The organism is Thermostichus sp. OS-CIW-33, assembly GCF_054059615.1.
The window spans coordinates 136,982-162,708 of the sequence record NZ_JBSSCH010000007.1; the positions used below are offsets into that span (position 1 = coordinate 136,982).

Genomic DNA, 25,727 nt, shown 5'->3' on the forward strand with positions numbered 1-25,727 from the left:
AAGGCTATTGAGAATTTGTTTCATCTCTTCACTATTCTTTACTCTGAGGTGCTGATCCCGGCCATGAACCCCGTCTTTCTGGACTCTGAGCGCGGCTATCTCTTGAACATTCCTCTGGGCGAGCGCTGGCGCGTTGGTCGGCGGCTGATGGAATTGGGGATCCCGGCGATTTGTACAGGAGATGGTCGTCTGCGGGTGGAGGTGAGTACTCCATTGGCTGTTCTACAGGTGCGCAGCGTGATCCGTCAGCACACAGCGCGACGACAGGAGCTATTGGATGGCCTAGAGGCTTGTTGGCAGCTCAACACAGAGGCTGGGGGTCAAGATGAGCAAGTTCCCTAAGCAAGGAATCCCGTTTGAGTCGGAAGGCCGGTTTTTGGGATTTCTTCCCGATAAAGACGGCAAGCTCAAGTACCTGCGTTGGCAAGCCGGAGCGGACGTTTTTTCCGGCAAGATCCCCAAGTCTCTGCGCTCTGCCCTCTACCGCACCCTCAAACCTGGAGACACCGTGCAGATCTGTGGGGAGCGGGAGGTGGATCCGCACAAAGGGCGAGAGAAGTGGGTGCTTTACCGGGTGGTTCCCCTCGGAGAGAGGGCGGGGGGTTTGTCTTCGGCTTCTGGGGCTGAGGCAGCTTCCGAACCGGTTGCTCCAAACATCACAGATATCAAAGGAGATATCAAAGGTACAGACATCAAAGGTAAGGTGCTGGTCTGCCAGAAATCCGACTGTTATCGGCGTGGGGCCGGAGCGGTGATGCAAGCCCTGAACGCCCACTTGGCCGCCTACTCTGGTTCGATTTGCGTGCAGGGGGTGGGCTGCATGAAAGATTGCAAACGGGGCCCCCATGTGGTGTTTATGCCCGACAAAGCCCGTTATAGCGGCGTTTCCCCCCAGGGGATCCCGGATCTGTTGGAGCGGCATTTTGCCATTGCGTCGCGGGTACAGCAGGTTGAGACAGCGGCTTCTTCCCAATGCCCACGCTGACCCTCCATCGGCGAACGGCTCTGTGGGGCGGGCACGAGTGATTTTCCTTCTGCAGAGGAGCCGCTTTGGGTTGGTTTGAGACAGATTCCTTTCTTTTTCCCGGTGGTGGGCTGCAATTGACTGCCCTTGCCCCCCGGGAGAGGAGAGCCAACACAATCACACAGGTTGCTGCAATCGGAAATGAATGGTGCAAAGGGTGCAGCAGTAGACCTGGGGAGAGCGAGATCCCGATTGCCAGCTGGTGGAAGGGATCCCTCCTGTGTGATGCTACAGACAGAGGCAGGCTAGGGGAGGGAACAAACCTTGCGGGTGGGGATCATCGGCACCGGCTACGCAGCTCGCTCACGGGCCGAGGCCTTGCGCAAAGATGGGCAAGTGCAGATTGTCGCTGTTGCCGGTCGAGCTCCCGACCGGAGCGATGCTTTTGCCGCCGAGTTGGGGGCCGTCGCCTATTCGGACTGGTCTTCTCTGTTGGGCGAGCAGCGGCTGGATCTGGTTTTTGTCAGCACCATCAATCGGGATCATGCCGCCATTGCCCGTGCTGCTCTGGAGGCAGGGATCCACACCGTCGTGGAATATCCCCTCGCCCTCAGCGCTGCCGAAGCGCGTTCCTTGGTGCAATTGGCAGCCGAGCGGCAAGTGCTGCTGCACGTCGAACACATCGAGCTAATTAGCGGCGTTCACCGGTTGCTGAAACAAGAGCTGGAAGGGTTGGGCAAGCTGTTTGCCGTTCGCTACATCACTCTCACCGCCACCCACCCCGCCCCCGATCGCTGGACCTATCGGCCTGAGTTGTTTGGCTTCCCCCTCATGGGGGCCGTTTCTCGCATCCACCGCTTGGTGGACTTGTTGGGCAGGGTAGAACGGGTGAGCTGCCAACTGCGCTACGACGGGCCGGATCTGCCCCACCGCTACAGCAGTTGCTACTGCACAGCCCAGCTGAGTTTTGCCAGTGGGTTGCTGGCGGTGTTGACCTATGGCAAGGGGGATTCCCTGTGGTGCTCGCAGCGGCTACTGGAGTTCCACGGTCAACGGGGGGGCCTATTGATCAACGGCGAAGAGGCAACGTTGCTGCGGCCCGGCAGCGCCCACCCTCTAGAGACGGGATCCCGCCACGGCCTGTTCGAGCAAGACACCCGCATGGTGCTGGATCACCTGCGCCACGGCAGACCCCTCTATATCCATACTGAAAACATGCTCCACGCCCTGGCGGTGGCCGAGGCAGCCGAGCGATCTGCCCAAACCCAGCAGGTGGTTTGCGTTCAGGATTGGCCCTAAGGGAAGTCCCTCTCCCCTTGAGAGAGGGGAGCTACGCAATGGGGAGTTTCACTGGGATGTTATGGTCATTTCAGGTTAAGGTGAGACGCCTGGGCTGCTGATCGCGCCAGCGGGACGGAGTCCTTGAAAAGCCCTATAGCCTGCTGCACTCAGAGTTTTAGGTGTGGGTGCAGTGCCCTAGTTTAATTGAAATGACCATACTGGCAATACAGGGATCCCTGAAAATAGACAGGATGGCGGGGAGGGCTAGTCATGATTGAGGCGGGGGCAAGCGTCTTGAGGCGGATGTTGGGCGTCTACGGCAGCTCTAAGATGGGCGTTCTGCTGCTGTTGGGGTTTTCTTCGGGTTTGCCGCTGCTGCTGATCAACACCACCTTGAATGCTTGGCTGACCCAAGCGGGCTTGACCACCATTGCCATCGGCTTGTTTAACCTGCTCAATTTGCCCTACTCCTTTAAGTTCTTGTGGTCGCCTGTTCTGGATCGATTTCTGTTGCCGGCACCGGGATCCCTGCGGGGCAGTCGGCGGCGGGGGTGGATGGCCCTGACCCAAGTGCTGTTGCTGCTCAGCATAGGGCTACTGGGTTTTCAGGATCCGACCCAAACCTGGCTGGAAGCTCTGGGATGGGAAGAGCTGGCCCAGACTTGGCCGGGAATCACGGTTTTCACCCGCCCGATCTTTCTGGTGGGGTTGCTGGTGGCTTTTTTGAGCGCCTCTCAGGACATCGCGGTGGATGCCTACCGTACCGATATCTTGGCAGAGCGGGAGATGGGGGCAGGGGTAGCGATTTTTGTATTCGGCTACCGCATCGCGCTGCTGGTCAGCAGTGGCGTGAGCTTGATCTTGGCGGACTATTTGCCCTGGTGGCAGGTGTACGGGATCATGGCGCTGCTGATGTTGATCGGGTTGATTACCTCGTTTTTGGCCCCTGAGCCGGAAAACAGCGCCCTCAAGCCTACCTCTTTGCGGTCGGCCATCATCGAGCCGTTTCAATCTTTTTGGCGGCACCGCTTGGCCTGGGCGATCCTGCTGTTTGTGGTCTGCTTCAAGTTGCCGGACAGCTTGGCAGGGCAAATGACCCCTACATTTTTGTTGCAGACGGGGTTTAGCACCAGCGATCTGGGCATTATCCGCAGTTGGATAGGCTTGTTGGCCACCTTGGCGGGGGCTTTTGTGGGGGGGGAGTGGGTCAGCCGCATCGGCACCTACCGCTGTCTGTTCATTTTCGCAGCCTTGCAAGGGATCGGCAATTTGGGCCTGGGAGCGATTGGGTTGGTGGGGCAAAACTATCCGCTGCTGCTGGGGGCAACCGTTTTCGACAACATGGCCGGGGGCATGGGCACGGCTGCTTTTCTGGCTTTTTTGATGAGCCTTTGCGATCGGCAATTTAGTGCCACCCAGTATGCTTTGCTCACCAGTGTATTTGCCGTGGGGGGAACCTTGGCCGGGGCCGTGTCGGGCTATTTGGCGGCTGCAGTCAATTGGCCTTTGTTTTATTTGATTACAGCGATGACAGCTGCTCCGGCGATGGTGATCCTACTGTGGCTTGGCCCCCCTTCATCGACTGCAACCCCGGCCACAACCGCATCTGAACCGTAACTGCCCCACCGCAAATCCGGTTCTAATAGCCTTGCCTTGAACGCAACAAGGATGGCCGCCTACAGCGCAGCCCCGATTTTGGCCGCCAGATCCACCAGCCGCGCCGCATAGCCGTACTCGTTGTCATACCAGGAGAGCACCTTCACCGTGCGATCCCCTAAGGTCATGGTGGATCCCAAATCCACAATGGAAGAGTGGGGATCCCCGACAATATCCGCCGATACGATCTCTGGCGGAGCAATGGCCAGGATGCCGCGCAGCGGGCCTTCTGCAGCCTCGATAAAGGCTTGGTTGACGGCTTCTTTGGTGATGGGCTGCTCGGTACGCACCACAAAGTCCACAATCGAGCCGGTCAAGGTGGGCACCCGCAGCGCCAGGCCATCCATCTTCCCTCTCAGGGCGGGCAAAACCTCGGCCACTGCCGTGGCGGCCCCGGTGGTGGAAGGCACGATCGACACTGCTGCTGAGCGGCCCCGCCGATAATCTTTGGGATCCGGGCGATCCACAATTGCCTGAGTGGCGGTATAGGCATGGCAAGTGGTGAGAAAGCCGGTCTCGATGCCGAAGCGATCCAACAAAACCTTGGCCAGCGGCGCCAAGCAGTTGGTGGTGCAGGAAGCATTGGAGACGATGTGATGCCGCTCTGGGTCGTATTGGTCGTCGTTGACCCCCATCACCACCGTCAAGTCGGGGCCTTTGGCAGGAGCAGAGATGATCACCTTTTTGGCCCCGGCCTCCAGGTGTTTGGCCGCCCCCTCTCGTTTGGTGAACAAGCCGGTCGATTCCACCACCAGGTCAACCCCCAGATCTTTCCAGGGCAGTTGTGCCGGATCCCGCTCTGCCAAAACCCGGACTTTCAGGTGGCTGCCGATTTGCAGATGTCCGTTCACCGCGCTCACGGTTTGGGGCAGGCGCCCATAGGCCGAGTCGAACTGGAGCAGGTAGGCCAAGTTGTCGGGTTCGGTCAGGTCATTGACTGCCACCACCTCCAGCTCTGGAGCTGGCTGAGACAGCAGCACCCGCAGGAAGGCCCGCCCAATGCGACCAAATCCGTTAATGGCTACCCGTGTGGTCATCGCAATCCTCCGGTATCAGTTTATACGATGGATCAGGGGACGCGGCATGGGAGACGCTGCCCCCCTAGGGATAGGGTAAAAGAAGAACGGGATCCCCATCGCTTTTGCACCCAAGATCTCCAGATTTGCCACTGGGACTCACCCAAGAAGTTGCCGGCAGAAGGGAAAAGTAGGAATGAAGGTATTGCTGACCAACGATGACGGCATCGAGGCTGCCGGGCTGGCCAACCTCAAGTTGGCCCTCAACTCTCTCATCCCGGAAGAACACTGTTGGATTGTGGCCCCCCACCAGCAGATTTCCGGCTGCAGCCACCAGGTGACGACGGGGCGACCTTTTCGAGCCTTGGCCCGCGGCGAGCGCACCTTTGCTGTCGAGGGATCCCCTGCCGACTGTGTGCGGGTGGCCCTATTCAAGCTGGCCCCAGCGGTGGATTGGGTGCTTTCCGGTATCAACGAGGGGGGAAATCTTGGATCGGATGTGTATCTGTCGGGAACGGTGGCGGCGGTACGGGAAGCAGCGATGCGCGGGATCCCGGGAATTGCCATTTCCCAATACCGAGCAGGGGGCCAACCCATCGACTGGGAGCAAGCCCAGCGGTGGACGCGGGAAATCTTGGCGGAGCTGATGGAACAATCCCTGCCCAGGGGGGCGTTTTGGAATGTGAACCTGCCTCACTTGCCCGCCGGATCCCCTCTGCCGGAGCGGGTTTATTGTCCCCTCTGCACCCAACCCCTGCCGCTCGATTATGCAGTGGAAGCCGAGGGAAATGGGGCAGAGTCGCTGTGGTTTCGCTATCGGGGCCGCTATGCGGAGCGCGCTCGGGATCCCCAAACCGATACCGACATCTGCTTCTCCGGTCGGGTGGCCATCACCCAAGTGCAACTGGCCTCAGGCGTTTCCGCTGGGGGGGGTAGAAGCCAGGTTGCGGGCAATGGTTCTCAGCCGTTGCAGCCGTAGCGCCGTCAGGATATCGGTGGGATCCAGCTTCAGAACCTGTTCTATGGCATCTGCCAGGTGTTGAGCGGCCTCCTGTCGGGTGTAGCCGCGAAACTGAGCACGGCGCAGGGCAAATTCATCGGCGTCGAAATGGGCGCTCTCCCGGTTCAGGTTTTGCCAGATCTGCCGGACGGAGAGAGCCGTAATGCCACCTGCCAACAGAGCGGAAAAGGGGTGCTGCAAAGAGAGCTCCGCCACGGTGGTGATGCCCCCCATCAAGGCCAGCGATTGGTAAAACCCCGGCTGCAACCAATTGCGGTTGCCCAGCCATCCCACCTCCCGCAGAAACAACAGATCCCGCTGCGGCTGAGGGATCCCTTGCCAACGGCGAAAATCGATGGCAATTGTGCCCTGGGGCTGCCAAGGGGCTTTGCGGCGGGAGATGAGCAGGGCTTCGCCCCCGAAGTGGGGAACAATGGTGATCAAGGGTCGGAAAGAAGCGGGGAGCAGATCCCGCAACCGTTCGGTTTCTTCTTTTTCGAAGAGTTGGAAATCTGGGCGGCTGGTCATGGCCTCACCTGTTGGGGGGGTTGGGGTGGGGAGCCCGCCTAAAAACAGGCCCTGTTCCGGCCCCAGACACCCCAGCCTGTGCAGAACCGATGCGAGGTTAGTCTATCGCATCTCCAGGCTGGCCGTGGAACTCTGGCCGTGGAACTCTATAGGTGGAACCCTGTAGGTTTCAAAGATCCCAATCCTAGGTTGCGTAGACTGGGAAGGCGAGCCTACCCGTCTTACCTACTCGTCTTAAATCCGAGACCATGACCTTCCCAGCTCAGCCAGAACCCCAAGTGCTCCGTACTGCTGACGGGAATGAGCAGAGTATCAACAGCCCCCTTTACACCTACGCCTTCTTCCCGCAGCCAGCTCCAGAACTTTTGCCCTTCATCCGGCAAACCGAGGGGATCCATCGGTCGGTGCAGGTGTTCTCCCCGACAGGCAGCCGAATTGCCGCTGCTGTGGAGCCGATGCCGGATCCGGAGTCGCTGCAAGTCTCGGATGAGGTGTTGGTGCGTTCTGCCCTGCGCCACGACCAGGTGATCTGCCGACTGTTCGCCCAGATGCCGGTGCTGCCCCTGCGCTTCGGCACCTGCTTCCTCTCAGCAGAAAAGCTGGGATCCCATCTGCTGTCCCGGCAGACGGAGTACGAACAAGCCCTCGCAGCCATTGGGGGGCGGGCCGAGTATTGTCTCAAAGGAAGGGTTCGACCTCAGCCCCAACCGGAGCCACAGTCCTCCCTGAGCGGAACAGCCTATCTGTTGGCCCGCAAGCAAGCTTATCTCCAGCAACGACAGGCCCAAGAGCAGCAAGAGCAGGAGCAGCAAGCCCTACAGCAGCTTTGGCCTTCCACCTGGCCTGTGCAAAGGGTGGATCCCCAGCCAGGAGAAGCCTTGCGGCTTTACTTTTTGCTCACCTCTGCCGAGTGGGAAGCCGCCGCTCAGCTCACCCAAACCTGGCTGGATCAGCACCCCCATTGGCAACTGGATTGGAGCGCCCCTTTGCCCCCCTATCACTTTGTCCGTGCCTTGCGGGATTCTCTGGCGGACAAGTGATAGATCCCAACTAAGGACGCCGTCCCGCTAGCGCGAACAAAGTGCTCTGCATGCGGATCATGGTCGCGTTAGCAGAGCGTGGATCCAAGCGTGATAATGGTGAGGGGATCCCGTCCGCTTCCTGTTTGCATTGGCGAGGCGGAGCCCTCACAGGGCAAAGGACTCCGTCCCGCTAACGGGAACAGCAGGCAAAAGGAAGAGTTGTGGTCTAAAGCGCTATGCGCCGCTACCGCGAACGAGTTGGGCTATTGGGGCTGGGCACGGTTGGCACGGGTGTTGTGCAAATTCTGCAGCAACCCCGGCATCCTCTCTTGCAGTCGGTTGAGATTGCGGCGGTGGGGGTGCGCTCTTTGGACAAGCCACGGCAAGTGCGGATCCCACCTGAGCGCCTGACCACCAATCTGGAGCAAATCGTGTCGGATCCGGAAATCGACGTGGTCATCGAGCTGATGGGGGGCTTGGAGCCGGCCCGCACCTTGATCTTAAAAGCCCTTGACCACGGCAAACCGGTGATCACAGCCAACAAAGCGGTGATCGCCCGCCACGGGGAGGAGATCTTTCAGGCGGCAGCCCAAGCCAAAGTCTCGGTGCTCTTGGAAGCGGCAGTCGGGGGCGGGATCCCGATTCTGCAGCCCTTGCAACAGTCCCTGCAGGCCAGCCACATCCAGGCGGTCTGGGGCATTGTGAACGGCACCACCAACTTCATCCTCAGCCAGATGACCCAGGCGGCCAGCTCATTTGAGGAAGCCCTGGCCCTGGCCCAGGCCCACGGCTACGCCGAAGCGGATCCCAGCGCCGATGTGGAAGGGTGGGATGCCGCCGACAAGATCGCCATTTTGGCCAGCCTTGCTTTCGGGGTGTCTGTGAAGCGGGAAGCCATCCCCTGCGAAGGGATCCGCGGCATCAGCCCCACCGACATTCGCTATGCCCGCGAGTGGGGCTACACCTTCAAGCTCTTGGCCATCGCCCAAAGGGCCAACTCTGGCGGGGAGGCAGCGAAGATGGCTTTGGATATCCGGGTTCACCCCACCCTTCTGCCCTCTACCCACCCCTTGGCCAACATCAACGGTGTGGACAATGCCGTTTTGGTGCAGGGGGATCCTTTGGGGCAGGTGGTGCTGTCGGGGCCGGGGGCGGGGCGGGGGCCGACTGCCAGTGCCGTTGTTGGCGATCTGCTGACCCTGATTGCCCACCGGCAAACGGGGGCTGATGCCCCCAATCCGCTGTGGGGATTCTCCTGCTTCCCCGCTGCCGCCTCTTTGATCCCTCTCTCGGAATTGGAGTCGGAGTTTTACGTGCGGGTGTTGGCCCAGGATCAGCCGGGGGTAATGGGGGCGATTGGCACCTGCTTTGGCCGCCACCGGGTTAGCCTGGAGAGCATTACCCAAAAGGAATGTCACCAAGAGCAGGCGGAGATCGTCATCCTCACCCACACCGTCCGCGAGGCCGATTGCCGGCAGGCGCTGGCCGAGATCCAACAACTGCCCCAGGTAGCCGGGATCCCCAGCCTATTTCGGGTGCTGCGCTAGCTGCTATAGATCCAAAATGCTCCGCACCGCTGACGCGAACGCGCTGGTGGGACGGGGAGCGGCTCAGAGCATAATTGTTTGACTCTTGAGGATTGAAAACCCCGTTGGAACCCAAAAGATGAACTCTTCTGTTGAGCACTTTAGCGGGACGCAGTCCTTGCAGGCCGAGGTGGTGGTGGTGGGGGCGGGCATCAGCGGCCTAACGTTGGCCTTGCGATTACAACAGGGCTTATCCCCCAAGGATGAATCCACCCAGCCGCTGCTCCTGGCCGAGGCCAGCTCCCGCGTGGGGGGCTGTATCTCCACCCAATCCAAAGACAGCTATCGCTGGGAAGAGGGCCCCAACAGCTTTACCCCCGTCCCCGCCCTGCTTAACCTCATTGCCGAGGTGGGCTTGGCGGAGCACCTGGTGCTGGCCGATGCCAAGCTGCCCCGCTACGTTTACTGGGAGAAAGCGCTGCTGCCGGTGCCCCTGAGCCCTTCTGCAGCCATTGGCTCGCGGCTGTTGAGCGTGGGCGGCAAGTTGCGGGCCTTGCGCGGCTTGTTGGGGTTTGTTGCGCCGCCGCCAGGCGGAGAGGAAACGGTGCGGCAATTCTTCCGGCGGCAACTGGGATCCGAGGTGGTAGAGCGGCTGGTCGAACCTTTCACCTCAGGGGTGTATGCCGGGGATCCGGATCAGCTCAGCGCCTTGGCAGCCTTCCCCCGCATTGCCGGCTTGGAAGAACGCTACGGCAGCCTCTTTGCCGGTGCTGTGCAGGCTTTGCGCAGCCGTTATCGCTACGCGACGCTCCCGCGAACCCGTCAACAGGACAGCGGCAACTCCCCTATCCAACCTCCTCCCAAGCGGGGCCAACTGGGTAACCTGCGGCAGGGGTTGCAGCAGCTACCTGAGGCGATTGCCCAGAAACTGGGCAGTGCGCTGCGGCTGGGCTGGCGGGCTGTGCATCTCAAGCGGGATGAGACGGGCTACCGGGTGGGCTTCGTCATACACGACAGCGGTGCAGAGCACACGGCCCCAGAAGAAATCCACTGGGTGGCGGCTCAACAGGTGGTGCTCACCCTCCCTGCCTACGCTGCTGCCACCCTCCTGCAGGATCTCAACCCCCAGGCCAGCCGGCTGCTGAGGGAAATCCCCTACCCGCCTGTGGCGGTGGTGGCTTTGGCCTATCCAGAAGAAGCCCTCCCCCAACCGCTGCGAGGGTTTGGCCATCTGATCCCTCGCTCTCAGGGCCTGCGCACCCTGGGCACCATCTGGGCCTCCTCCCTCTTTCCAGAGCGGGCTCCTCAGGGCTATCACTGCCTGGTCAGCTTCATCGGGGGAGCTACCGATGCGGCTTTTGCCCGCCAGAAAGGGATCCCGCCCATTACGGCGCTCTCCCCTGACGAGCGGGCCCAAATTGTGCATGCAGAACTCAGCCAGATCCTGCTCACCCGCCCTGTCGAACCCATCCGCCTGGGAGAGCGCCTGTGGCCCCAGGCTATCCCGCAATATACGCTTGGCCACCGGCAGCGGATTGCCCAATTGCAGGCCAGCCTGGCCGACCAAACCCCAGGGGTGTGGGTGTGTGCCAACTACCTGGATGGCGTGGCCTTGGGAGATTGTGTGCGGCGGGCCGAGGCCCTAGCCCAGCAGATCCTGTCCGTCCGGCGTTAGCGGTGCGGTTCCCGTTCGCGTGTAGCAGCATAGAGTGCTGTAGACATAGCAGCATGAGCCATCCCTACACCAGCCTCCTGCTCATCCCCACCGGCATTGGTGCCCGCATTGGCGGCTTTGCCGGGGATGCCCTGCCTGTTGCCCGCACTCTGGCAGCAGCCGCAGAGCGGGTCATTACCCATCCCAACGTGTTAAACGGAGCCAGTTTGTTTTGGCCGATGGGGAACGTGTTGTACGTGGAAGGGTACGGCCTGGATCAGTTCTGTGCGGGGGTGTGGAATTTGCGGCCAGTGCGCCAAAACTGTGTTGGGGTGGTGCTGGATGCCGGGATCCCCCCCGATCTGCAACAACGCCACCTGCAGGTGATGCAGGCTGCTCAGGCCACCTTGGGGCTCAACATTGGCCCCTGGCGCTTGACCCGCCAACCCTTGGGCGTTTCCGTCGGCTTCTCCCCCTCAGGAGCCAGCCAGGGATCCCTGGCCCAGCCTGATGCTCTCTTGGAGACTGCCCAGGAGCTGGTTCGCCTGGGGGCAGAGGCCATTGCCGTGGTGGCCCGCTTTCCGGATGACTTGGACTTCAGCCAGTACGAGCAGGGAAGGGGGGTGGATCCCCTGGCCGGCGTCGAAGCCCTGATCAGCCACCTGGTGGTGCGGGAGTTGCGGATCCCTTGTGCCCATGCCCCCGCTTTCTACCCTGAGACTTTCCCCAAGCCGGTTCACCCCCGCGCTGCTGCTGAAGAGGTGGGGTTTACCTTCTTGCCTTCGGTTTTGGTGGGCCTCAGCTACGCTCCCCAGTTCGTCAAGAGCGGGGATCCCGCCCAACCGGGCGACCTGACAGCAGAGCAGGTGGACAGCGTCATTGCCCCGGCCACTGCCTTTGGGGGGCCTGGCTTGCTGCACCTGGCCAGCCGTTATGGCTCCGCAATGCTGTCGCAACCCCACCACAATGCTCCGCCGCTGACGCGAACGGACGGAGTCCTTGCCCGTCCTCCGCTTTTCATTGCCGTCGAGGAAAACACCACCGTGATGCAGGTGCACCCCCGCCAGTTGGGGATCCCTCATGTGTCGGTAACCTCCTATCTGGAGGCGGTTGGAGTGGTGGTGGCCCACCGAGCAGGAGTGGCCTGGTCGTCGCTACGGCTCTCCTCCTCCACCCGGGACAAGCTGGGATCCCACACTTGCGCCGTTCGCGGTCGCGGTGCGGAGCACTTGAGCGGGACGGAGTCCCAGTAGGCTACCGGTCGCGTTAGCGGGACGGAGTCCATGAGCAGAGGGGAGATGGCAGGGGATCCGCTGGGTTTAGGCCGGCAAACCACTCCGACAGGGCGGCCGGCAAGCAGAGGCCGGGGTTTCCCTCGATGTGCAGCCGCTCCAGTCGGGGCAGTTCTGCCAAAAAGGTCGGCAGTTCTCCCGTGAACTGGTTACGTGCCAAGCGCAGATCCCGCAACTGACTCAGTTGGGCCAGTTCGGGGGGCAGGGATCCGCTGAGGCGATTGTCCGACAAGTAGAGGTTTTCCAGATGGTGCAGTTCCCCCAGTTGGGGGGGAATAGGCCCAGAGAGCTGATTGCGATCCAAAAACAGGCCCTTGAGAGAGCTCATCTGGCCCAGTTGGCCGGGAAGGGTGCCGCTGAGGCGGTTGTTTTGCAGGATGAGGTTTTCCAGGTGGCGCAGTTGCCCCAGCTGGGGGGGAATAGGCCCAGAGAGCTGGTTGTGATCCAAAAACAGGCCGCGCAGGTTGCGCAGCTGCCCCAGCTCGGATGGGATGGAGCCGGAGAATTCGTTGTAGTCGAGAAACAGGTTTTCCAACTGGCCGAGTTGCCCCAGCTCGGGCGGCAGGGGGCCGGAAAGTTGGTTGTGGCTGAGGGACAAGGCTCGCAACCGGCGAAATTGGCCTATTTCGGGCGGCAGGGATCCGCTCAACCCCTGACGATCCAGCACCAGTTGGACAAGGCACTGATCCGAATCAAAAAGGGCCACCTCCTCTACCTTCACCTCCGGGCGGCCCAGAGCTGCCAAGATCTGCCGCAGCAAGAGGGGATCCCGACAAAGGGGAGCAGACCAGGCCCCCACCCCCCAGCTCAGCCAAACCCAGATCGCCAACAGGCCCACCGCCCACCTCTCGTGCCGAGCCATTCCCCTCTGCTGCTTCATCCCTGCTCTCCAAAGAATCTTTGCCAAGGTAGCATCCTACTCCGTCCCGCCTCCGCCGGGGTTGTTGCTATGGGCAGGGGAACCGCGACGTAGAAGAGTTCTGGCCCGGAACCGGCTAAGGACTCCGTCCCGCTAGCGCGAACAGCTACACTGAAAAGCCGATGACCTCCTCTTCGGCAAACCTCCATGGCCAGGATCAACGACCACTTCCTCAAGCTCAAGACCGGCTATCTCTTTCCCGAGATCGCCCGGCGGGTGCAGGCTTTTGCCACCGCCCATCCCGAAGCTCAAATTATCAAAATGGGCATTGGCGATGTCACCGAGCCGCTGCCGGAAGCCTGTCGAACGGCCATGATCCGGGCGGTGGAGGAAATGGGGGAACGGGCCACCTTTCGCGGCTATGGGCCAGAGCAGGGCTACGAGTGGCTGCGCCAGGCCATTGCCCGGCACGACTTCCAGGCCCGCAACTGCGATATCGACGCTTCCGAGATCTTCGTCTCCGATGGCTCCAAGTGCGATTGCGGCAACATCCTGGATATCCTCGGCCACGACAACACCATCGCCATCACGGATCCTGTCTATCCGGTTTATGTGGACACCAACGTGATGGCGGGCCATACGGGGCCGGCCAACGAACGCGGCGAATACGAGGGCCTGGTCTATCTGCCCATCACTGCCGAAAATCACTTCACCGCCAGCCTGCCCAGCCAAAAGGTGGATGTGATCTACCTCTGCTTCCCCAATAACCCCACAGGCGCAGTGGCCACACGGGAGCATCTGCAAAACTGGGTGGACTATGCCCGTGCCCACGGCTCCCTGATCCTGTTCGATGCCGCCTACGAAGCCTATATCACCGAGCCCGGGATCCCCCACTCCATTTACGAGATTCCAGGGGCGCGGGAATGTGCCATCGAGTTCCGCTCCTTTTCCAAAACCGCTGGGTTTACCGGCACCCGCTGTGCCTTTACGGTGGTGCCCAAGTCTTTGCGGGGGCAAGCTGCCGATGGATCCTGGGTGGATCTGTGGAGCTTGTGGTATCGCCGTCAATCCACCAAGTTCAACGGGGTGTCCTACATTGTGCAGCGGGGGGCGGAGGCGGTCTATTCCGAAGCGGGGCAAGCGCAGGTGCAAGGTCTGGTGCAGTTTTACCTGGAAAATGCCCGCATCATTCGCCAGCAGTTGGCCGAAGTGGGGATCCAAGTCTATGGCGGCGTGAATGCCCCCTACGTCTGGGTGAAAACACCCGATGGGCTGAGCAGTTGGGAGTTTTTTGACAAGCTGCTGCACACCTGCCATGTGGTGGGTACCCCTGGCTCTGGCTTCGGCAGCGCCGGAGAGGGCTATCTGCGCCTGTCCGCTTTCAACAGCCGCGCCAACGTGGAAGAGGCAATGCGCCGCATTGGCAGCGTGTTTGCGGGGGCTGGAGCCGTTGGTTAATTGAGTCTTGACCCAGAGGGCGAGGATTCTTTCAAGCGCTCCCCGCCGCCAGAGGCGAACAGCTTGGGCCCGACAGGAAAGATGACGAACCAGTCGGCGATACCGCCGCGAACCCTTTTGCCTGCAACGCAGCAACTGGGCCAGCTTCCCCTTCGGCTTTCCGGGTACTGCCGCTTCGACTGCAGCTCCTGACCGTTAGCGATGAAGATATCCATACCCTCATGGGCGGTGGCCAGGTGAACTTTGCCCAAATCCACCCCATTTCCACCAGAACGGGTGTGTTCTGGGGTCAAGGTATCACCCTTTCCCATTGGGCAGATAGAGTTTGCAGCAGCCCAGCAAAAAGCTGCCCTGATCGCGTCAGCAGGTCGTATCTTGGTCGGCCAGTTCTGGCGAAAGCCTTTCACAAAGCAGGCCGTAGGTCTTTTGCCTGGATCCCTAGACCAGCAGCGGGGCTTTGCGCCAAGCCTTGGGCTGCTGGAACCGGTGCAGATCTCGGATCAGCCGCACCCAGCCGTCAGACATGGACTCCACCAAAACTTTGCCTTTCTCCGGCGTGGCGGCGGTGGCATCGCCCAAAACTCCGCTCTGGGTGAGATCGCGAGTTGCCCAAGCGAAAGGGATCCGCCCTTCCATGCTGAGCAGGCTGTTTTCCGGCAGATCGTGGGGATATTCGCAGACCAATCGGTCGGTTCGCACCGTGTCCGGCAAAAGGTGCATCAGCATACTGGTCTCCCCATCGCCGGCGTGAATGCCCAATTCCCGTTCTTTCTCGGTAAACAGCTCTCGTCCTTCGTGGGGAACGCGCCAGACCGACACCGGAAACAGCATGAAATCTTCATACTTCTGGTGCAGATCGCGGGCAACAATCTCCAGGACCTGTGGCTGGCCACCGTGGGAATTGAGGAACACCAGCTTGCGAAACCCAGCTCGGTAGATGCTCTCTGCCACTTCTGTCAGCACCGCCATCAGGGTTTGAGCCGAGAGGGTAATGGTGCCGGGGAAATGCCAATGCTCGTTGGCTTTGCCGTAACATTGGGTGGGCAAAACATAGGCCGGGATCTCAGGCTCCAGCTTCTCCATGGCGCGCCCAATGATCGCCGTGCCGATGCAGGCATCCACCACCAGGGGCAGGTGGGGCCCATGTTGCTCGATTGAGGCAACCGGCTGAATGATCACCACGTTCTCTTTGTCGGGCATGGCCTGGATCTCCGTCCAGGTCAGGTAGGGGAAAAAGCGGTGGGGCGGGACAAAAGTGTGCATCATGGCGGGATCCGTCCAAGTTTGATCAGAAAGCTACCTAGCACCATGCCACAAAATCGGGTTCACGAAATGCCCGCAAAGACGGGATCCCCGGCCAACCCGCCTGCCAAAGAAACGTAAGAAAGCCATCGATTAGGATAAGTACAGTCTGTACAGTTTCCGGTCAACGATTGCATGACCCTGTTGCCTTGTTTGCCCGCCCAGTGTGACTCTGTTGAGGGCCTGCGTCTGCTGGGGCGCCCTTTGCCCGCCTCGGCGGAAGTGGGCAGCGCTCCCCCCTCACCCCGTCCCATTCTCGCCCTGCCAGGGTCGCAGGCCACCCTCTATGTGGAGCTGATTCAGGTTTCTCGCCACAGTCTTGAGGCAGGCTCTGACACCCCGCCGCTGCTCTGGGTGCGGCCCCTCCTGCTCAGGCAGGGATCCCAAGTCTTCAACCTGCGGGCCACCTCGGATTTGCTCTGGCCTGCTGCCGGCTTTGTTCCGGCCTATGCGGAGGAGGTATTGCCCCTTCTGGAACAGGCAAGGGATCCCGCTCCCCACGAGCTCCCTGCCCGACAGCAGTTGCAGGCATTTCTGCGGCAAGTCTGGCGAGGCTAGGCTGCCCCGGAATGGCCAAGGGAGGCGGCCAACCTTTGCAAAGCCGATGCCAACATCGCTAGAGCCGCGTCAATTTCTGCCGGGGTGACGATCAAGGGGGGCACAAAGCGCACCACCTGGGATCCTGCCGGCACCAACAACAGCCCGCAGTCCATGGCTGCCTTGACCACTTCAGCCGCCGGGATGCGCACCACCAAGCCCTGAATCAGGCCCCAGCCCCGCACTTGCTCAACGAGCTGCGGAAACTGCTCCGCCAAGCGGGACAGCCCCTGACGCAGATACACCCCTGTCTGCTGGGCATTCCAAACCAAACTCTCCGACATTAGCGTGCGGCAAACCGCCAGGCCCACCGCACAAGCCAAGGGGTTGCCCCCAAAGGTGCTGGCGTGATCCCCCGGCTGAAACACGGCGCAAAAGTCTTTCGCCAACAAGGCCCCGATGGGGATCCCACCGGCCAGGCCCTTGGCCAAGGTGAACACATCCGGCTCCACCCCCAGGTTACAGTGGCCCCACAGCATGCCAGTACGGCCCATGCCCACCTGCACCTCATCCAACATCAGCAGAATGCCCCGCTCGCTGCAGATCCGGCGCAACCATTGAAAATAGGCGGGATCCCCCGGCACAACCCCCCCTTCCCCCTGCAACGGCTCCAACAGCACGGCACACACCCGCTCGCCCCAGCGCTCCAACACCGCTGCTGTGCCCTCGATGTCGTTGTAGGGAACGTAATCAAAGCCGGGCACCAGAGGGGCAAAGTCTTTTTGGTATTTGGGCTGGCCGGTGGCGGTAATGGTGGCCAGGGTGCGGCCATGGAAGCTGGCATGGGCGGTGAGGATCACCGGATCTGAGATCCCGCGCACCGTGTGGGCATACTTGCGGGCCAGCTTAATGGCTCCCTCATTGGCTTCCGCCCCTGAGTTGCAGAAAAACACCTTGTCGGCACAGGAGTGCTGGGTCAGCCATTGAGCCAGTTGTGCCTGCGGCTGGTTGTAGTAAAGGTTGGAAACATGGTGCAACTGTTGTGCCTGCTCGGTGAGCGCCTGAATCCACAGCGGGTGGGCATGCCCCAGGGTACAGGTGGCAATGCCGGCCACAAAGTCCAGGTACTCGCGCCCCTGCTCATCCCAAACCCGACACCCCTGCCCGCGCACCAAGGTCAGGGGATAGCGCCCATAGGTGGCCATCACATGCTCGGCAAACAGCTCGGCAGTTGTCGGGGATCCCGAGGGAGCACTGGCAAGAGGCGAAGTTAGAGGGGACATGGCCGGTAAAAGATTGCTGTCGTGTTGGCGGCGCGGAGCGCTTTGGGGCTGGCGCAAGCCGTGTTTCGAGTGTACCACCCTGCTTTGGAGATGATATTCTGGCGGGGCCAAAGATTCAGGGATCCACAGCAAACAGACAGAAGCAAACAGACAGATGTCGCGGCGGGGGGTAACGGTCTGGTTTACGGGATTGAGCGGGGCGGGCAAAACCACCCTGAGCTGCGGCGTGGCCCAGCAGTTGCGCGCTTGGGGGCTGCCGGTGGAAGTGCTCGATGGGGACCTGGTGCGGCAACATCTCACCAAGGGTCTGGGCTTCAGCAAAGTGGATCGGGAGGAGAACATTCGCCGCATCGGCTTTGTGGCGGAGATGCTGACTCGGCACGGGGTGATTGTGCTGGTGTCGGCCATTTCCCCCTATCGGGCAGCACGGCAGGAGGTACGGCAGTATATTGGCAGCTTTATCGAAGTCTTTGTGGATGCCCCCCTGGAGGTGTGCGAACGTCGGGATGTGAAGGGCCTCTATCGAAAGGCGCGGGCAGGCTTAATCCAGCACTTTACCGGTATTGACGATCCCTACGAGCCGCCGGAACAGCCGGAGGTGGTGTGCAAAACTGCCGAGCAAAGCATCCCCGAATGTATTGACCTGGTGATACAAAGCCTAAAAAGCAGAGGTTATGTCTAACAGGCCCCCTGCTCTTACGTTGCCCGTAGAGGGTGGGCTTCCCCCCGGAGTAGCTGCAAAGAACCTAGAATTAAGAAAGGCTTACAAGCAACTCCTATGGCTTCGACATCGGCATCGGCCACTCCCATTTCGGCGCAGTGGATCTGGCGGGGGCAGTCAGTTCATTACGTCAAACAGGGTGAGCAGGGGCAGCCTCTGCTTCTGGTGCACGGCTTTGGAGCCTCCACCGACCACTGGCGCAAGAACATTCCCGAATTGGCTCAACACTACCAGGTGTACGCCATCGATTTGCTGGGTTTCGGTCGCTCCGCCAAGCCCAACTGGGACTACCGCGCCGAAATCTGGCGGGATCAGCTGCGGGACTTTTGCCAACAGGTAATCCGTCGGCCTGTGGTGGGGATCGGCAACTCCCTGGGCGGCTATGTGGTGCTCAGTTTTGCGGCGGAGTGGCCGGAGTGGGTGCGGGGCGTGGTGCTTTTGAATGGGGCAGGTGGGTTTTCCACCCTCAAAGGATCCCCGACCGGATGGCGGCAATGGATAGGCGGATTGGTGGGCTGGGGCCTGCGCCAGCGCCTGGTGTCTTACCTGCTGTTTCAGTATTTGCGGCAGCCGCACGTGATCCGAGCCAAGCTGAAGCAGGTTTACTACGACCCGGCAGCCGTGACCGATCAGCTGGTCGAGGCCATCCATCGCCCCACCCAGGATCCGGGGGCTGCCGATGTGTTTGTGGCCTTGATGCGAGGTGGGCAGAAGGGACGGTATGTAGATGAGCTGCTGTGCAGCTTGGTGCGCCCGCTGTTGTTGATCTGGGGAGAACGGGATCCCTGGATGCGGGCTCGGGAACGCTCTAAGCTGTACCGGGCCCACTACCCTCAAGCAGTGGAATACTTCCTGGAGGCTGGCCACTGCCCCCACGATGAGCGCCCCGAAGAGGTCAATGCCCTGATTCACCGGTGGATCGAGACCGGGATCCCAGCCACCACTTCTCCCCCCATTTCCAAAGCTGCCCCTGTATCGGAAGTCCATCCCTAGGCGGCCCGTCTAGCTTGGGCTGTCCAACAATTCCTCCTGGGGATCCCCTTCTAGGCCGATGGTGTACTTAGACCATTCTCGATGGGAACCACTGCCGACGGCTTTGGAGATTTCAAAGTAAAGAGTGCTGTGGGGACGGCGGGGTTGGCGCAGCAGGGGCATACCGGCTTCGCGGGGGGTGCGGTTCCCTTTTTTCACGTTGCAACGCACACAGGCACTGACCACATTTTCCCAAGTATCCCCGCCGCCACGAGACCGAGGGATCACGTGATCCAGGGTGAGATCTTCGCCGAAGCAGCCGCAGTACTGACAACGATGCCCATCCCGGTAGAGGACGTTGCGGCGCGTAAGCGGGATCTCCTTGTGGGGAACGTGGACATAGTGGCGCAGACGAATGACAGTGGGCAAGGGAATGTTGCCGTACACCACTCGGCCATTGTGCTCGATTTGCTCGGCCTTGCCCTTAAGCAATAGAACGACCGCTCTGCGCCAACTGGTGATGTTGAGCGGCTCGTAGGAGGCATTCAAAACCAAAACCTTGCCCATAGTGCCGCGCACCGCTGACGGGATCCCCAACCCAAGCCGGAAGGCGCCAGCCCCCTGAAGTTATGCAAAATGTTAACACAGCTTTAGATTCAAGCAGTAGGAGTTCTGTGCTCCAGGAGATATTCCCGGCTGCTGCAAAACGCTACTCTGGAGAAGATCTGTTGGCAAGGGCGTGTTCAATCCTAGGGCATTACGTGGGGTTTCCCGAATAGGCTGAACTTTATTGAGGTGATGAAGCTGGAACTGAAATCTTCAACTCAACGGCAGGATCTGCCCCAAAAGAGAAACCCAGGCGAGGGATCCCGCTGGCTGATGGGTCTAGCCATCCTGCTGCTCTGTCTGGGGTTCCCCAACCGCTGGTGGCACTGGTTTCCGGGAGCGCTGCTGGGCTTAGCCCTGCTGTTTGGCCTGTGCGAGCAACGGCAAGGGTGGGCGCGGTGGCGTTTGGCCTATGGCCTCTGGTTTTGGGTTTGCCTGTATGCCTTCTGGGTGGATCCCTTCTCGGTTAAGGTGTTGAGCGCCTGGGAGATCCTGGGGGGCGTGGTGGTGGCTCCCCTGATCCCCCTCTTTTTCACCACTGCTACGCTCCTGAGTTTGCAACTGAGTCGTCCCCTGCCGGTTTGGGCACGTCCGCTGGGTTTGGCCACGGTCTGGACGGGCTTGGATGGGCTGTTGGGCTTGCTCTGGTGGCCCATCCCTTTCCACTGGGGATCCCTGTTGTTCGACTGGCCCCTCGGGATCCAAGTAGCCGATGTTACGGGGATCTGGGGGGTTACCTTCTATGCCGTGTTCGTCAATGGGGTTCTTTGGCAGATGGCCAGGCAGATTTCCAGCCGGTGGCAGGCGGCTGGGGGATCCCTGAGAAACGTTTTGGGTGAGATGCTCAGGAACAGGGATTTCTGGGGTACGCTCGCCTGCGGCCTGGGGTTGACGGGGCTGGTCTTGGCCTATGGAAGCGCACGCCTGGCCTACTTCGATGCCTTGGCCGTCGAAAACAGGGATCCTGACTTTCGGGTGGCGGCGGTGCAGCAGGTGGCTTGGCTGGAAGCCGATCGCAGTTGGAACTACCGCCTGGAGCGCTACCGGGAGCTGCATCAGCTTTCTGCCCAGGGGGTGGCTGCTGGGGCACAGTTGGTGGTTTGGCCGGAGGGGGCGCTGCGGGCACGGCTGCTGAATACTGGCCTGGAACCCTACGTGATCGAGCCAATGCAAGCGATTCTGCCGCCGGAAGGCGCTTTGATTACGGGGGCAACAGAGCCGGATCCCCGCACAGCCCATTTGCCGGAGCCAGAGCAGCGATTTTTTAACACGGCCCTGTTGTTTGACGCCCGGGGCAACTTACTGGATGGGTTTGGCAAGCAGTGGATCTTTCCCTATTTCGAGTCGGGGCGCTACGTGCCTTCAACCGATGGCTATCGGCCTCTGGACGGAGGGGAGCTTTTCGGGCCTTTGGGGGTGATGATCTGCTTGGAGAGTGTCTTGCCTGCGCCCAGCCGAACTTTAACCCGTCGCGGCGCCGAGTCTTTGATCGTGATTTCGGATGATAGCTGGTTTGGTAATAGCCACTGGCCGATGTTGCATGGCCAGCTCTCGGTTTTCCGGGCTGTGGAAAATCGGCGGGGCGTGGTGTTTGTCAATAACACAGGCGGCAATCTGGTGGTGGATCCCTCAGGTCGGCTCCAGCAGGTTGGCCCCATCTTTCAGCGGGGGGTGATTACGGGAGAAGTGAAGCGGCGTTCTGAGACAACTTTCTACAATCGCGCGGGGGATTGGCTGGCGTGGCTGACGTTGGGGCTATCTTTGGGGCTATGGCGCTGGGGATCCCGAGCAAGGCAAGGATGAGTTAGAATCGATAGGCCCACCGGTGGGTCTGCGGATTCTCCTATCCAGTCCTCACTTCAAAGCCCTGCTGATGTAGCTCAGTTGGTAGAGCAGCTCACTCGTAATGAGCAGGTCGTCGGTTCGAGTCCGATCATCAGCTTTCTGGAGTTGAACACCTCAGAGTCCCCTTGGGAGAAGAGTTGGGGGTGGTCGCGGAAGCGGCGCGGAGCGTTTGGGCAGCAGCGATCATTCTTTCGAATTGCAGTGAAACCTTGGAACGGCTACAGTTGTGGAGGGCACCAGAAAAGATTTCGGGTAGAGACCCCCAAAGAATGGAGAATATCTCTCATTACCCCTGTGCAGTACTTCCAATGCTCAGGATCTGCACACATGCGGTCGGGATTTAACTCCATCTCATAATGGATAACATTGGGGATCCCGGCAAACTCATCAGAAGACTGAGGAGAAACAATCAGCAGCAGAAAAGGCTTGCCCCTGCGCTTAGCCGCCAGCTTATCCATTAAGTCAACAACGGCCTCTCGCCGGCAACCCCCTGTGCGCACAAACAAGACTTTATCGGCTTTTTCCAAAACATACATAAAACGCTTGGCGCGAGCAGTGTAGCGAGTTCGCATTCGCTCATGGATGGGGTGCATATTCTGAAGTGGATCCTCCCCCTCTTCCACCTCATGGCCAAAAGAGAGGCCCGTCCACTTGCTGTGGTAAATTCGCCGATCTTCAGGGCTGTAGTGTAAATATTGCGGATCCCACATGCCCTGAAACTCGTTGTGGATCATATCGGCCACATCAGCCAAATTGCTGGTGCGTGTCAAATCAAAAGGAAAGGCAGGCCCGTCATATTCCAACTTGTAGAGCAGCATTCGCACCGCGCAGCGATCCCCTAACGGCACAATGGCAACACGATGAATATCCGATAATTTGCAGGTGTATTCCAGCAGCATGACCGATCCAGGAGCAGCCTTTACCCGGCTTTCGAGGCCGCCTTCCCCGATCATCAAGGTGCGGAAGAGAGCTTCCCGGTGGCTCGGATCTTCATAAACACCCGCTGGCATGGCTTTGAGAGCGGCCCGCACTTCCTTCCACATGGGGTGGATGTTGTACTCGTGACTGCTCTGGTTGATCACGCACAGGCGAGGTATGGGATTAGAAGAGCCTTCTGAGGATCCACTGAGCTTGAGAAGGATCAACGATCCATCCTCGAAGATCGTTTCTACTGATTCCGAGGAAAAGAACTGAGCTATTGGGGAGAAGACCAGATCGGCATCTGCAGGAACGGAGAGGGTGGTTTGCACCGAACCATCTTCTTGTACGGAAAGGGAATATAAGGTAGCATCCCCTAGCCTTTCATCGCTTTTGCCAATATACAGACCCGGCTGTAGACCTACTTTTTGGAAAGCGGCTTGCAAAGGTTGCCAAGTGGGCGTGATGGTGTAAGGGTAGGGAGTTATATTCACGATGCGAAATTGACTTTTGCCCGTCTCTACGGTTACCCAAAAACCATGCTCCTCTTCAAAAATGACCTGCTCCCCAATGGGTTGAGGGAGCTTGCCACGAGCCGAGCTAACTTGGCCGGGATCCAGAAGAGAGAGATCGATGGCCTCAAACATGACCTGATGACCCTTGGAATTGGGGTGAGCTGGGTCAAAAGCAAGGTCTGGTTTCCAGCGGCCCTGTCCATCTTCCAAATGAGGCAGCCAATTGAACACAGGGCATCCCCAGCTGAGCATTCTTTGCTGAGTTTCTTGCAAAAGAAGATGCTGTTCTGGGCCGTAGTTTGCATGGGGATAAACCCCTCCCAGAACTGGCAAGGCTCCAATGTCTTGAATTCGCTGAATTAGCCGCTGCAGGCCGTTTTCAAACCGCCTCTGCAGGGCGCGGCGATGCTGGGGCAAGGCCGATACCAAGCCTTCATTTCCCAAGGACAGGGCAACAATAACGACATCAGGACGTTCAGGGATCACCGCCTGCTCAAACCGCAACAGAGTTCGGCTGACATTGGCCCCCAATTGGGAGAGATTTCGCACTTGATGGCCATAGCGCTCTTGTAGAGCTTTCTGCAACAGCCAAGCCCAACCTCGCAACAGCCAAGCGCTGCACCCCAGGGCAACGGAGCTGCCCAAAATGACGACTTTTAGCCCTTGCGGATTTTCCGGTTCGACCTCAGGAATGGGATCGGCAAAATAGCCGTAAGGATAGGCAGGGATCTGGCCAAACTCCCCATCCTCGACAATCAAAACTGCCGGTAAAGGTTCCGGCTCAAGTGGCACCCAGCGATTGACAGCGGCGGATTCCCAAATCACTTCGCCACCGGCTTGAACGCGCAGATACCGGTACTCTACTCGAGGGATTTCTTTTGAACACCCGCTATAGGGCAACAACGGGCCGGGCGCGCCATCTGCCGGGCTCAACGGCAACTCTACCCACCACAGCGGATAGCGAGTCGGATCCGTTTGCAGCCAAATGCAATGGCAGGGATCCCAGGAGCCCAATTTTGCGCTGGATCCCACCAAGGCAATTCTCTCGCCCGGCTGGGTGATGGCACGAACCTGGAAGCGATACATAACGTTTTCCTGGCACAGGATTCAATGGGAAATTGTGGGGCTGCGCGGGCGGACTGCACTCACTCATCACCCAATCAACAGCTCAGCAGCCGGCTGAGAAGGGCAAGAGCCTGGGAGCTGATCCCATCTCTGCTGTTTTATCCGGGAAAAAGAGAGATTCTTAAATCTGGAAAGCAAAGGTTAAGAGAAGGTCTTTGACACCCAGAAATTTAGTTCAACTGGGCCAATACGGTTCTTAATACAGTTCTGAATAAAGACTCAGTCAATGTTGGCTTAAAGCTAGCATATTGACCGAGGACTGTCTGTTTTCCAGAGCACTTTCAGACCCTCTCTGGGGTACAGATTTCCAACTGCCGCTGGGGCAAAATAACTTCAAAGCTGGATCCCTGGCCCAGCTCGCTCTCCACCTGCACCTGACCTTGATGCTGTTGGGCAATGCTTTTGACGATCGCCAGCCCCAAACCTGACCCTGAGAGGCGACCGGGATCCCCGCTGCGAGCCGGATCTGCTCGATAAAAGCGATCGAACACATGGGGCAGAGCCTGAGGCGGGATCCCTGGCCCGGTATCTTGTACCCGCACCACCAGCTCTGGGGATCCGGAGCGCAGCCGCTGCTCCAGCCTCACCTGCACCTCTCCTTGGGGGGGAGTGTGGAGAAGGGCGTTTTCAATCAAGTTGGTAAACAGGCGGGCCAATTGATCTTCATCTCCCCAAAAACCGAAGGGATCCACCTGGGCGGGAGAAGGTTCCGTCCCGCTCTCAGGGGCAGCAATCTCCAGCTGCAAGCGGATCTGTTTTTGGTTGGCCAGGCCCTGCAGCTCCTCCACCACCTGCAGCAGCAGAGCATCCAGCGCACAGCAACGGGGTTGGAAAGGCACCATACCGCTGTCGTGGCGGGCCAGAAACAGCAGGTCATCCACCAGGCGACCCAGCCGCAAACACAGCCGCTCCACCATCTGCCAGCGCTGCCGGGTGTCGGCATCCAATTGGGAATCTGCCAAAGCCACCTGTACCGCGGTTTGGATGCTGGCCAAGGGACTGCGCAGCTCGTGGGAGGCATCGGCGGTAAATTGCTTGAGCTGCTGATAAGACTGCCGGATGGGTTGCATGGCCAAACCGGAGAGCATCCAGCCGATGGCTCCCACACTCGTCAAGCCGGCCACCACCCACAGGGAAAGATCCCGGATCAACTGTCGCGTTGGCTTGCTCACCTCAAACCAAGGATGGCTGACCCGCAGATAGCCCAGCAGCTTCCCATGGGCCACGATCGGCTCGGTGAACTGGCGCAGCCAATACCCAGGGGCGATACGGGCAGTGTGCAGGGATCCCTCGGTCAACAGGGGGGCAGGGATCCCGCCGGGCACCGTGGACCAGATGAGCGTTCCTTGAGGGCCGAACCACTCCAAGTCGATGTGATCGTCCTCTAGGGTGCTGGGATCATCCCGAAAGCTGGCCTCCAAGCTGCGGCGGGCTTGCTGCGGATCCAAGAGGCTCTCATCCACCACCAAAGACCGCTCGACAATTTCCACCACATGGCCAAGGGTATCGTCCACCCGTTCAATCAGGGTTGACTGCACGTACCAATAGAAGCTGCCGGCAAACAACAGCAGCAACACTGCCGTAACCGTTGTATACCAGAAGGCCAACCACTGCCGCGTCGCTTGAAACATGGGAGCTGCACCGCGG

Annotated in this window: 23 protein-coding genes and 1 tRNA gene; 15 read left to right on the plus strand and 9 right to left on the minus strand. The window is 59.9% G+C overall.

Annotated elements, in window-relative coordinates; all coding sequences use genetic code 11:
* Nucleotides 1-63 precede the first annotated feature (63 nt).
* From ACVWZG_RS07340 to ACVWZG_RS07355, 4 genes are all read left to right on the plus strand, one after another.
* The gene (locus ACVWZG_RS07340; RefSeq protein ID WP_414328987.1) at nucleotides 64-342 is read left to right on the plus strand and encodes an Asr1405/Asl0597 family protein; all 279 of its coding nucleotides are present in this window, start codon (nucleotides 64-66) and stop codon (nucleotides 340-342) included.
* A complete protein-coding gene (locus ACVWZG_RS07345) occupies nucleotides 326-985 on the plus strand; it encodes a (2Fe-2S) ferredoxin domain-containing protein (protein WP_457406098.1) in 660 nt (219 codons plus the stop codon). The genes ACVWZG_RS07340 and ACVWZG_RS07345 overlap by 17 nt, the downstream gene beginning before the upstream one ends.
* Nucleotides 986-1,288: 303 nt before the next feature.
* Entirely contained in the window at nucleotides 1,289-2,263 is a 975-nt protein-coding gene (locus ACVWZG_RS07350) for a Gfo/Idh/MocA family protein (RefSeq protein ID WP_011433046.1), read from the plus strand.
* A 312-nt stretch (nucleotides 2,264-2,575) separates the two neighbouring features.
* Nucleotides 2,576-3,862, plus strand: coding sequence for an AmpG family muropeptide MFS transporter (locus ACVWZG_RS07355; RefSeq protein ID WP_457397119.1), 1,287 nt, complete (start codon nucleotides 2,576-2,578; stop codon nucleotides 3,860-3,862).
* A gap of 59 nt (nucleotides 3,863-3,921) precedes the next feature.
* Here ACVWZG_RS07355 and gap read toward each other — a convergent pair whose 3' ends face one another.
* Nucleotides 3,922-4,938, minus strand: coding sequence for a type I glyceraldehyde-3-phosphate dehydrogenase (gap, locus tag ACVWZG_RS07360; protein ID WP_457395030.1), 1,017 nt, complete (start codon nucleotides 4,936-4,938; stop codon nucleotides 3,922-3,924).
* A 175-nt stretch (nucleotides 4,939-5,113) separates the two neighbouring features.
* Here gap and surE point away from each other — a divergent pair, with 175 nt between their 5' ends.
* The gene (surE, locus tag ACVWZG_RS07365) at nucleotides 5,114-5,896 is read left to right on the plus strand and encodes a 5'/3'-nucleotidase SurE (RefSeq protein ID WP_457415314.1); all 783 of its coding nucleotides are present in this window, start codon (nucleotides 5,114-5,116) and stop codon (nucleotides 5,894-5,896) included.
* On the opposite strand, the gene ACVWZG_RS07370 is transcribed toward surE, so the two are convergent.
* Nucleotides 5,828-6,445: a DUF3318 domain-containing protein gene (locus ACVWZG_RS07370; RefSeq protein WP_457415316.1), complete on the minus strand. Its 618-nt coding sequence runs from the start codon at nucleotides 6,443-6,445 to the stop codon at nucleotides 5,828-5,830. The two genes, surE and ACVWZG_RS07370, sit on opposite strands and share 69 nt — an antisense overlap.
* Before the next feature lie 248 nt (nucleotides 6,446-6,693).
* Here ACVWZG_RS07370 and ACVWZG_RS07375 point away from each other — a divergent pair, with 248 nt between their 5' ends.
* From ACVWZG_RS07375 to ACVWZG_RS07390, 4 genes are all read left to right on the plus strand, one after another.
* Nucleotides 6,694-7,485, plus strand: coding sequence for a GvpL/GvpF family gas vesicle protein (locus ACVWZG_RS07375; RefSeq protein WP_457415318.1), 792 nt, complete (start codon nucleotides 6,694-6,696; stop codon nucleotides 7,483-7,485).
* Nucleotides 7,486-7,703: 218 nt separating this feature from the next.
* Nucleotides 7,704-9,014 (plus strand): homoserine dehydrogenase, encoded by a 1,311-nt coding sequence (locus tag ACVWZG_RS07380; protein WP_011433040.1) that lies wholly within the window; start codon nucleotides 7,704-7,706, stop codon nucleotides 9,012-9,014.
* A 118-nt stretch (nucleotides 9,015-9,132) separates the two neighbouring features.
* Nucleotides 9,133-10,668 (plus strand): protoporphyrinogen oxidase, encoded by a 1,536-nt coding sequence (hemG, locus tag ACVWZG_RS07385; protein WP_457406087.1) that lies wholly within the window; start codon nucleotides 9,133-9,135, stop codon nucleotides 10,666-10,668.
* A gap of 53 nt (nucleotides 10,669-10,721) precedes the next feature.
* Nucleotides 10,722-11,900: a DUF3326 domain-containing protein gene (locus tag ACVWZG_RS07390; RefSeq protein WP_457406086.1), complete on the plus strand. Its 1,179-nt coding sequence runs from the start codon at nucleotides 10,722-10,724 to the stop codon at nucleotides 11,898-11,900.
* 13 nt (nucleotides 11,901-11,913) lie between these two features.
* Here ACVWZG_RS07390 and ACVWZG_RS07395 read toward each other — a convergent pair whose 3' ends face one another.
* Nucleotides 11,914-12,801, minus strand: coding sequence for a leucine-rich repeat domain-containing protein (locus ACVWZG_RS07395; RefSeq protein WP_457415320.1), 888 nt, complete (start codon nucleotides 12,799-12,801; stop codon nucleotides 11,914-11,916).
* Nucleotides 12,802-13,005: 204 nt separating this feature from the next.
* Between ACVWZG_RS07395 and ACVWZG_RS07400 the strand changes: the two genes are divergently transcribed.
* Nucleotides 13,006-14,256, plus strand: coding sequence for an LL-diaminopimelate aminotransferase (locus tag ACVWZG_RS07400; RefSeq protein ID WP_011433036.1), 1,251 nt, complete (start codon nucleotides 13,006-13,008; stop codon nucleotides 14,254-14,256).
* On the opposite strand, the gene ACVWZG_RS07405 is transcribed toward ACVWZG_RS07400, so the two are convergent.
* Complete coding sequence (locus ACVWZG_RS07405; RefSeq protein WP_457406082.1) at nucleotides 14,253-14,549, minus strand: hypothetical protein; 297 nt, start codon at nucleotides 14,547-14,549, stop codon at nucleotides 14,253-14,255. The two genes, ACVWZG_RS07400 and ACVWZG_RS07405, sit on opposite strands and share 4 nt — an antisense overlap.
* Nucleotides 14,550-14,694: 145 nt before the next feature.
* Nucleotides 14,695-15,519 (minus strand): creatininase family protein, encoded by an 825-nt coding sequence (locus ACVWZG_RS07410; RefSeq protein WP_011433035.1) that lies wholly within the window; start codon nucleotides 15,517-15,519, stop codon nucleotides 14,695-14,697.
* Between the two features lie 174 nt (nucleotides 15,520-15,693).
* On the opposite strand from ACVWZG_RS07410, the gene ACVWZG_RS07415 reads away from it, so the two are divergent.
* The gene (locus ACVWZG_RS07415) at nucleotides 15,694-16,116 is read left to right on the plus strand and encodes a hypothetical protein (RefSeq protein ID WP_457403136.1); all 423 of its coding nucleotides are present in this window, start codon (nucleotides 15,694-15,696) and stop codon (nucleotides 16,114-16,116) included.
* On the opposite strand, the gene ACVWZG_RS07420 is transcribed toward ACVWZG_RS07415, so the two are convergent.
* Nucleotides 16,113-17,378, minus strand: a complete 1,266-nt coding sequence (locus ACVWZG_RS07420; protein ID WP_457406079.1) for an acetylornithine/succinylornithine family transaminase — start codon at nucleotides 17,376-17,378, stop codon at nucleotides 16,113-16,115. The genes ACVWZG_RS07415 and ACVWZG_RS07420 overlap by 4 nt on opposite strands.
* Nucleotides 17,379-17,532: 154 nt before the next feature.
* Here ACVWZG_RS07420 and cysC point away from each other — a divergent pair, with 154 nt between their 5' ends.
* A complete protein-coding gene (gene cysC, locus ACVWZG_RS07425) occupies nucleotides 17,533-18,060 on the plus strand; it encodes an adenylyl-sulfate kinase (protein ID WP_414422263.1) in 528 nt (175 codons plus the stop codon).
* Between the two features lie 96 nt (nucleotides 18,061-18,156).
* Nucleotides 18,157-19,092 carry an alpha/beta fold hydrolase gene (locus tag ACVWZG_RS07430; protein WP_011433031.1) on the plus strand — a complete coding sequence of 312 codons (936 nt, stop codon included), beginning with the start codon at nucleotides 18,157-18,159 and terminating at the stop codon, nucleotides 19,090-19,092.
* 9 nt (nucleotides 19,093-19,101) lie between these two features.
* On the opposite strand, the gene ACVWZG_RS07435 is transcribed toward ACVWZG_RS07430, so the two are convergent.
* Nucleotides 19,102-19,638, minus strand: a complete 537-nt coding sequence (locus tag ACVWZG_RS07435) for an HNH endonuclease (RefSeq protein WP_011433030.1) — start codon at nucleotides 19,636-19,638, stop codon at nucleotides 19,102-19,104.
* 231 nt (nucleotides 19,639-19,869) lie between these two features.
* On the opposite strand from ACVWZG_RS07435, the gene lnt reads away from it, so the two are divergent.
* Nucleotides 19,870-21,480 (plus strand): apolipoprotein N-acyltransferase, encoded by a 1,611-nt coding sequence (gene lnt, locus ACVWZG_RS07440; RefSeq protein WP_457406076.1) that lies wholly within the window; start codon nucleotides 19,870-19,872, stop codon nucleotides 21,478-21,480.
* Nucleotides 21,481-21,546: 66 nt separating this feature from the next.
* A tRNA-Thr gene (locus ACVWZG_RS07445) sits at nucleotides 21,547-21,619 on the plus strand.
* A 121-nt stretch (nucleotides 21,620-21,740) separates the two neighbouring features.
* On the opposite strand, the gene ACVWZG_RS07450 is transcribed toward ACVWZG_RS07445, so the two are convergent.
* Nucleotides 21,741-24,041: a DUF1796 family putative cysteine peptidase gene (locus ACVWZG_RS07450; RefSeq protein WP_457406075.1), complete on the minus strand. Its 2,301-nt coding sequence runs from the start codon at nucleotides 24,039-24,041 to the stop codon at nucleotides 21,741-21,743.
* 320 nt (nucleotides 24,042-24,361) lie between these two features.
* A complete protein-coding gene (locus tag ACVWZG_RS07455; RefSeq protein WP_457406074.1) occupies nucleotides 24,362-25,711 on the minus strand; it encodes a sensor histidine kinase in 1,350 nt (449 codons plus the stop codon).
* Nucleotides 25,712-25,727: the final 16 nt, after the last annotated feature.

Coding starts and splice junctions, on each gene's coding strand:
- ACVWZG_RS07410 (WP_011433035.1), bottom strand. CDS start 15,519: ATGCACACTTTTGTCCCGCCCCACCGCTTTTTCCCCTACCTGACCTGG.
- ACVWZG_RS07455 (WP_457406074.1), bottom strand. CDS start 25,711: ATGTTTCAAGCGACGCGGCAGTGGTTGGCCTTCTGGTATACAACGGTT.
- ACVWZG_RS07395 (WP_457415320.1), bottom strand. CDS start 12,801: ATGGCTCGGCACGAGAGGTGGGCGGTGGGCCTGTTGGCGATCTGGGTT.
- ACVWZG_RS07400 (WP_011433036.1), top strand. CDS start 13,006: ATGGCCAGGATCAACGACCACTTCCTCAAGCTCAAGACCGGCTATCTC.
- gap (WP_457395030.1), bottom strand. CDS start 4,938: ATGACCACACGGGTAGCCATTAACGGATTTGGTCGCATTGGGCGGGCC.
- surE (WP_457415314.1), top strand. CDS start 5,114: ATGAAGGTATTGCTGACCAACGATGACGGCATCGAGGCTGCCGGGCTG.
- ACVWZG_RS07430 (WP_011433031.1), top strand. CDS start 18,157: ATGGCTTCGACATCGGCATCGGCCACTCCCATTTCGGCGCAGTGGATC.
- ACVWZG_RS07420 (WP_457406079.1), bottom strand. CDS start 17,378: ATGTCCCCTCTAACTTCGCCTCTTGCCAGTGCTCCCTCGGGATCCCCG.
- ACVWZG_RS07380 (WP_011433040.1), top strand. CDS start 7,704: ATGCGCCGCTACCGCGAACGAGTTGGGCTATTGGGGCTGGGCACGGTT.
- ACVWZG_RS07355 (WP_457397119.1), top strand. CDS start 2,576: ATGGGCGTTCTGCTGCTGTTGGGGTTTTCTTCGGGTTTGCCGCTGCTG.
- lnt (WP_457406076.1), top strand. CDS start 19,870: ATGAAGCTGGAACTGAAATCTTCAACTCAACGGCAGGATCTGCCCCAA.
- hemG (WP_457406087.1), top strand. CDS start 9,133: ATGAACTCTTCTGTTGAGCACTTTAGCGGGACGCAGTCCTTGCAGGCC.
- ACVWZG_RS07390 (WP_457406086.1), top strand. CDS start 10,722: ATGAGCCATCCCTACACCAGCCTCCTGCTCATCCCCACCGGCATTGGT.
- ACVWZG_RS07375 (WP_457415318.1), top strand. CDS start 6,694: ATGACCTTCCCAGCTCAGCCAGAACCCCAAGTGCTCCGTACTGCTGAC.
- ACVWZG_RS07450 (WP_457406075.1), bottom strand. CDS start 24,041: ATGTATCGCTTCCAGGTTCGTGCCATCACCCAGCCGGGCGAGAGAATT.
- ACVWZG_RS07435 (WP_011433030.1), bottom strand. CDS start 19,638: ATGGGCAAGGTTTTGGTTTTGAATGCCTCCTACGAGCCGCTCAACATC.
- ACVWZG_RS07415 (WP_457403136.1), top strand. CDS start 15,694: ATGACCCTGTTGCCTTGTTTGCCCGCCCAGTGTGACTCTGTTGAGGGC.
- ACVWZG_RS07370 (WP_457415316.1), bottom strand. CDS start 6,445: ATGACCAGCCGCCCAGATTTCCAACTCTTCGAAAAAGAAGAAACCGAA.
- ACVWZG_RS07345 (WP_457406098.1), top strand. CDS start 326: ATGAGCAAGTTCCCTAAGCAAGGAATCCCGTTTGAGTCGGAAGGCCGG.
- ACVWZG_RS07340 (WP_414328987.1), top strand. CDS start 64: ATGAACCCCGTCTTTCTGGACTCTGAGCGCGGCTATCTCTTGAACATT.
- cysC (WP_414422263.1), top strand. CDS start 17,533: ATGTCGCGGCGGGGGGTAACGGTCTGGTTTACGGGATTGAGCGGGGCG.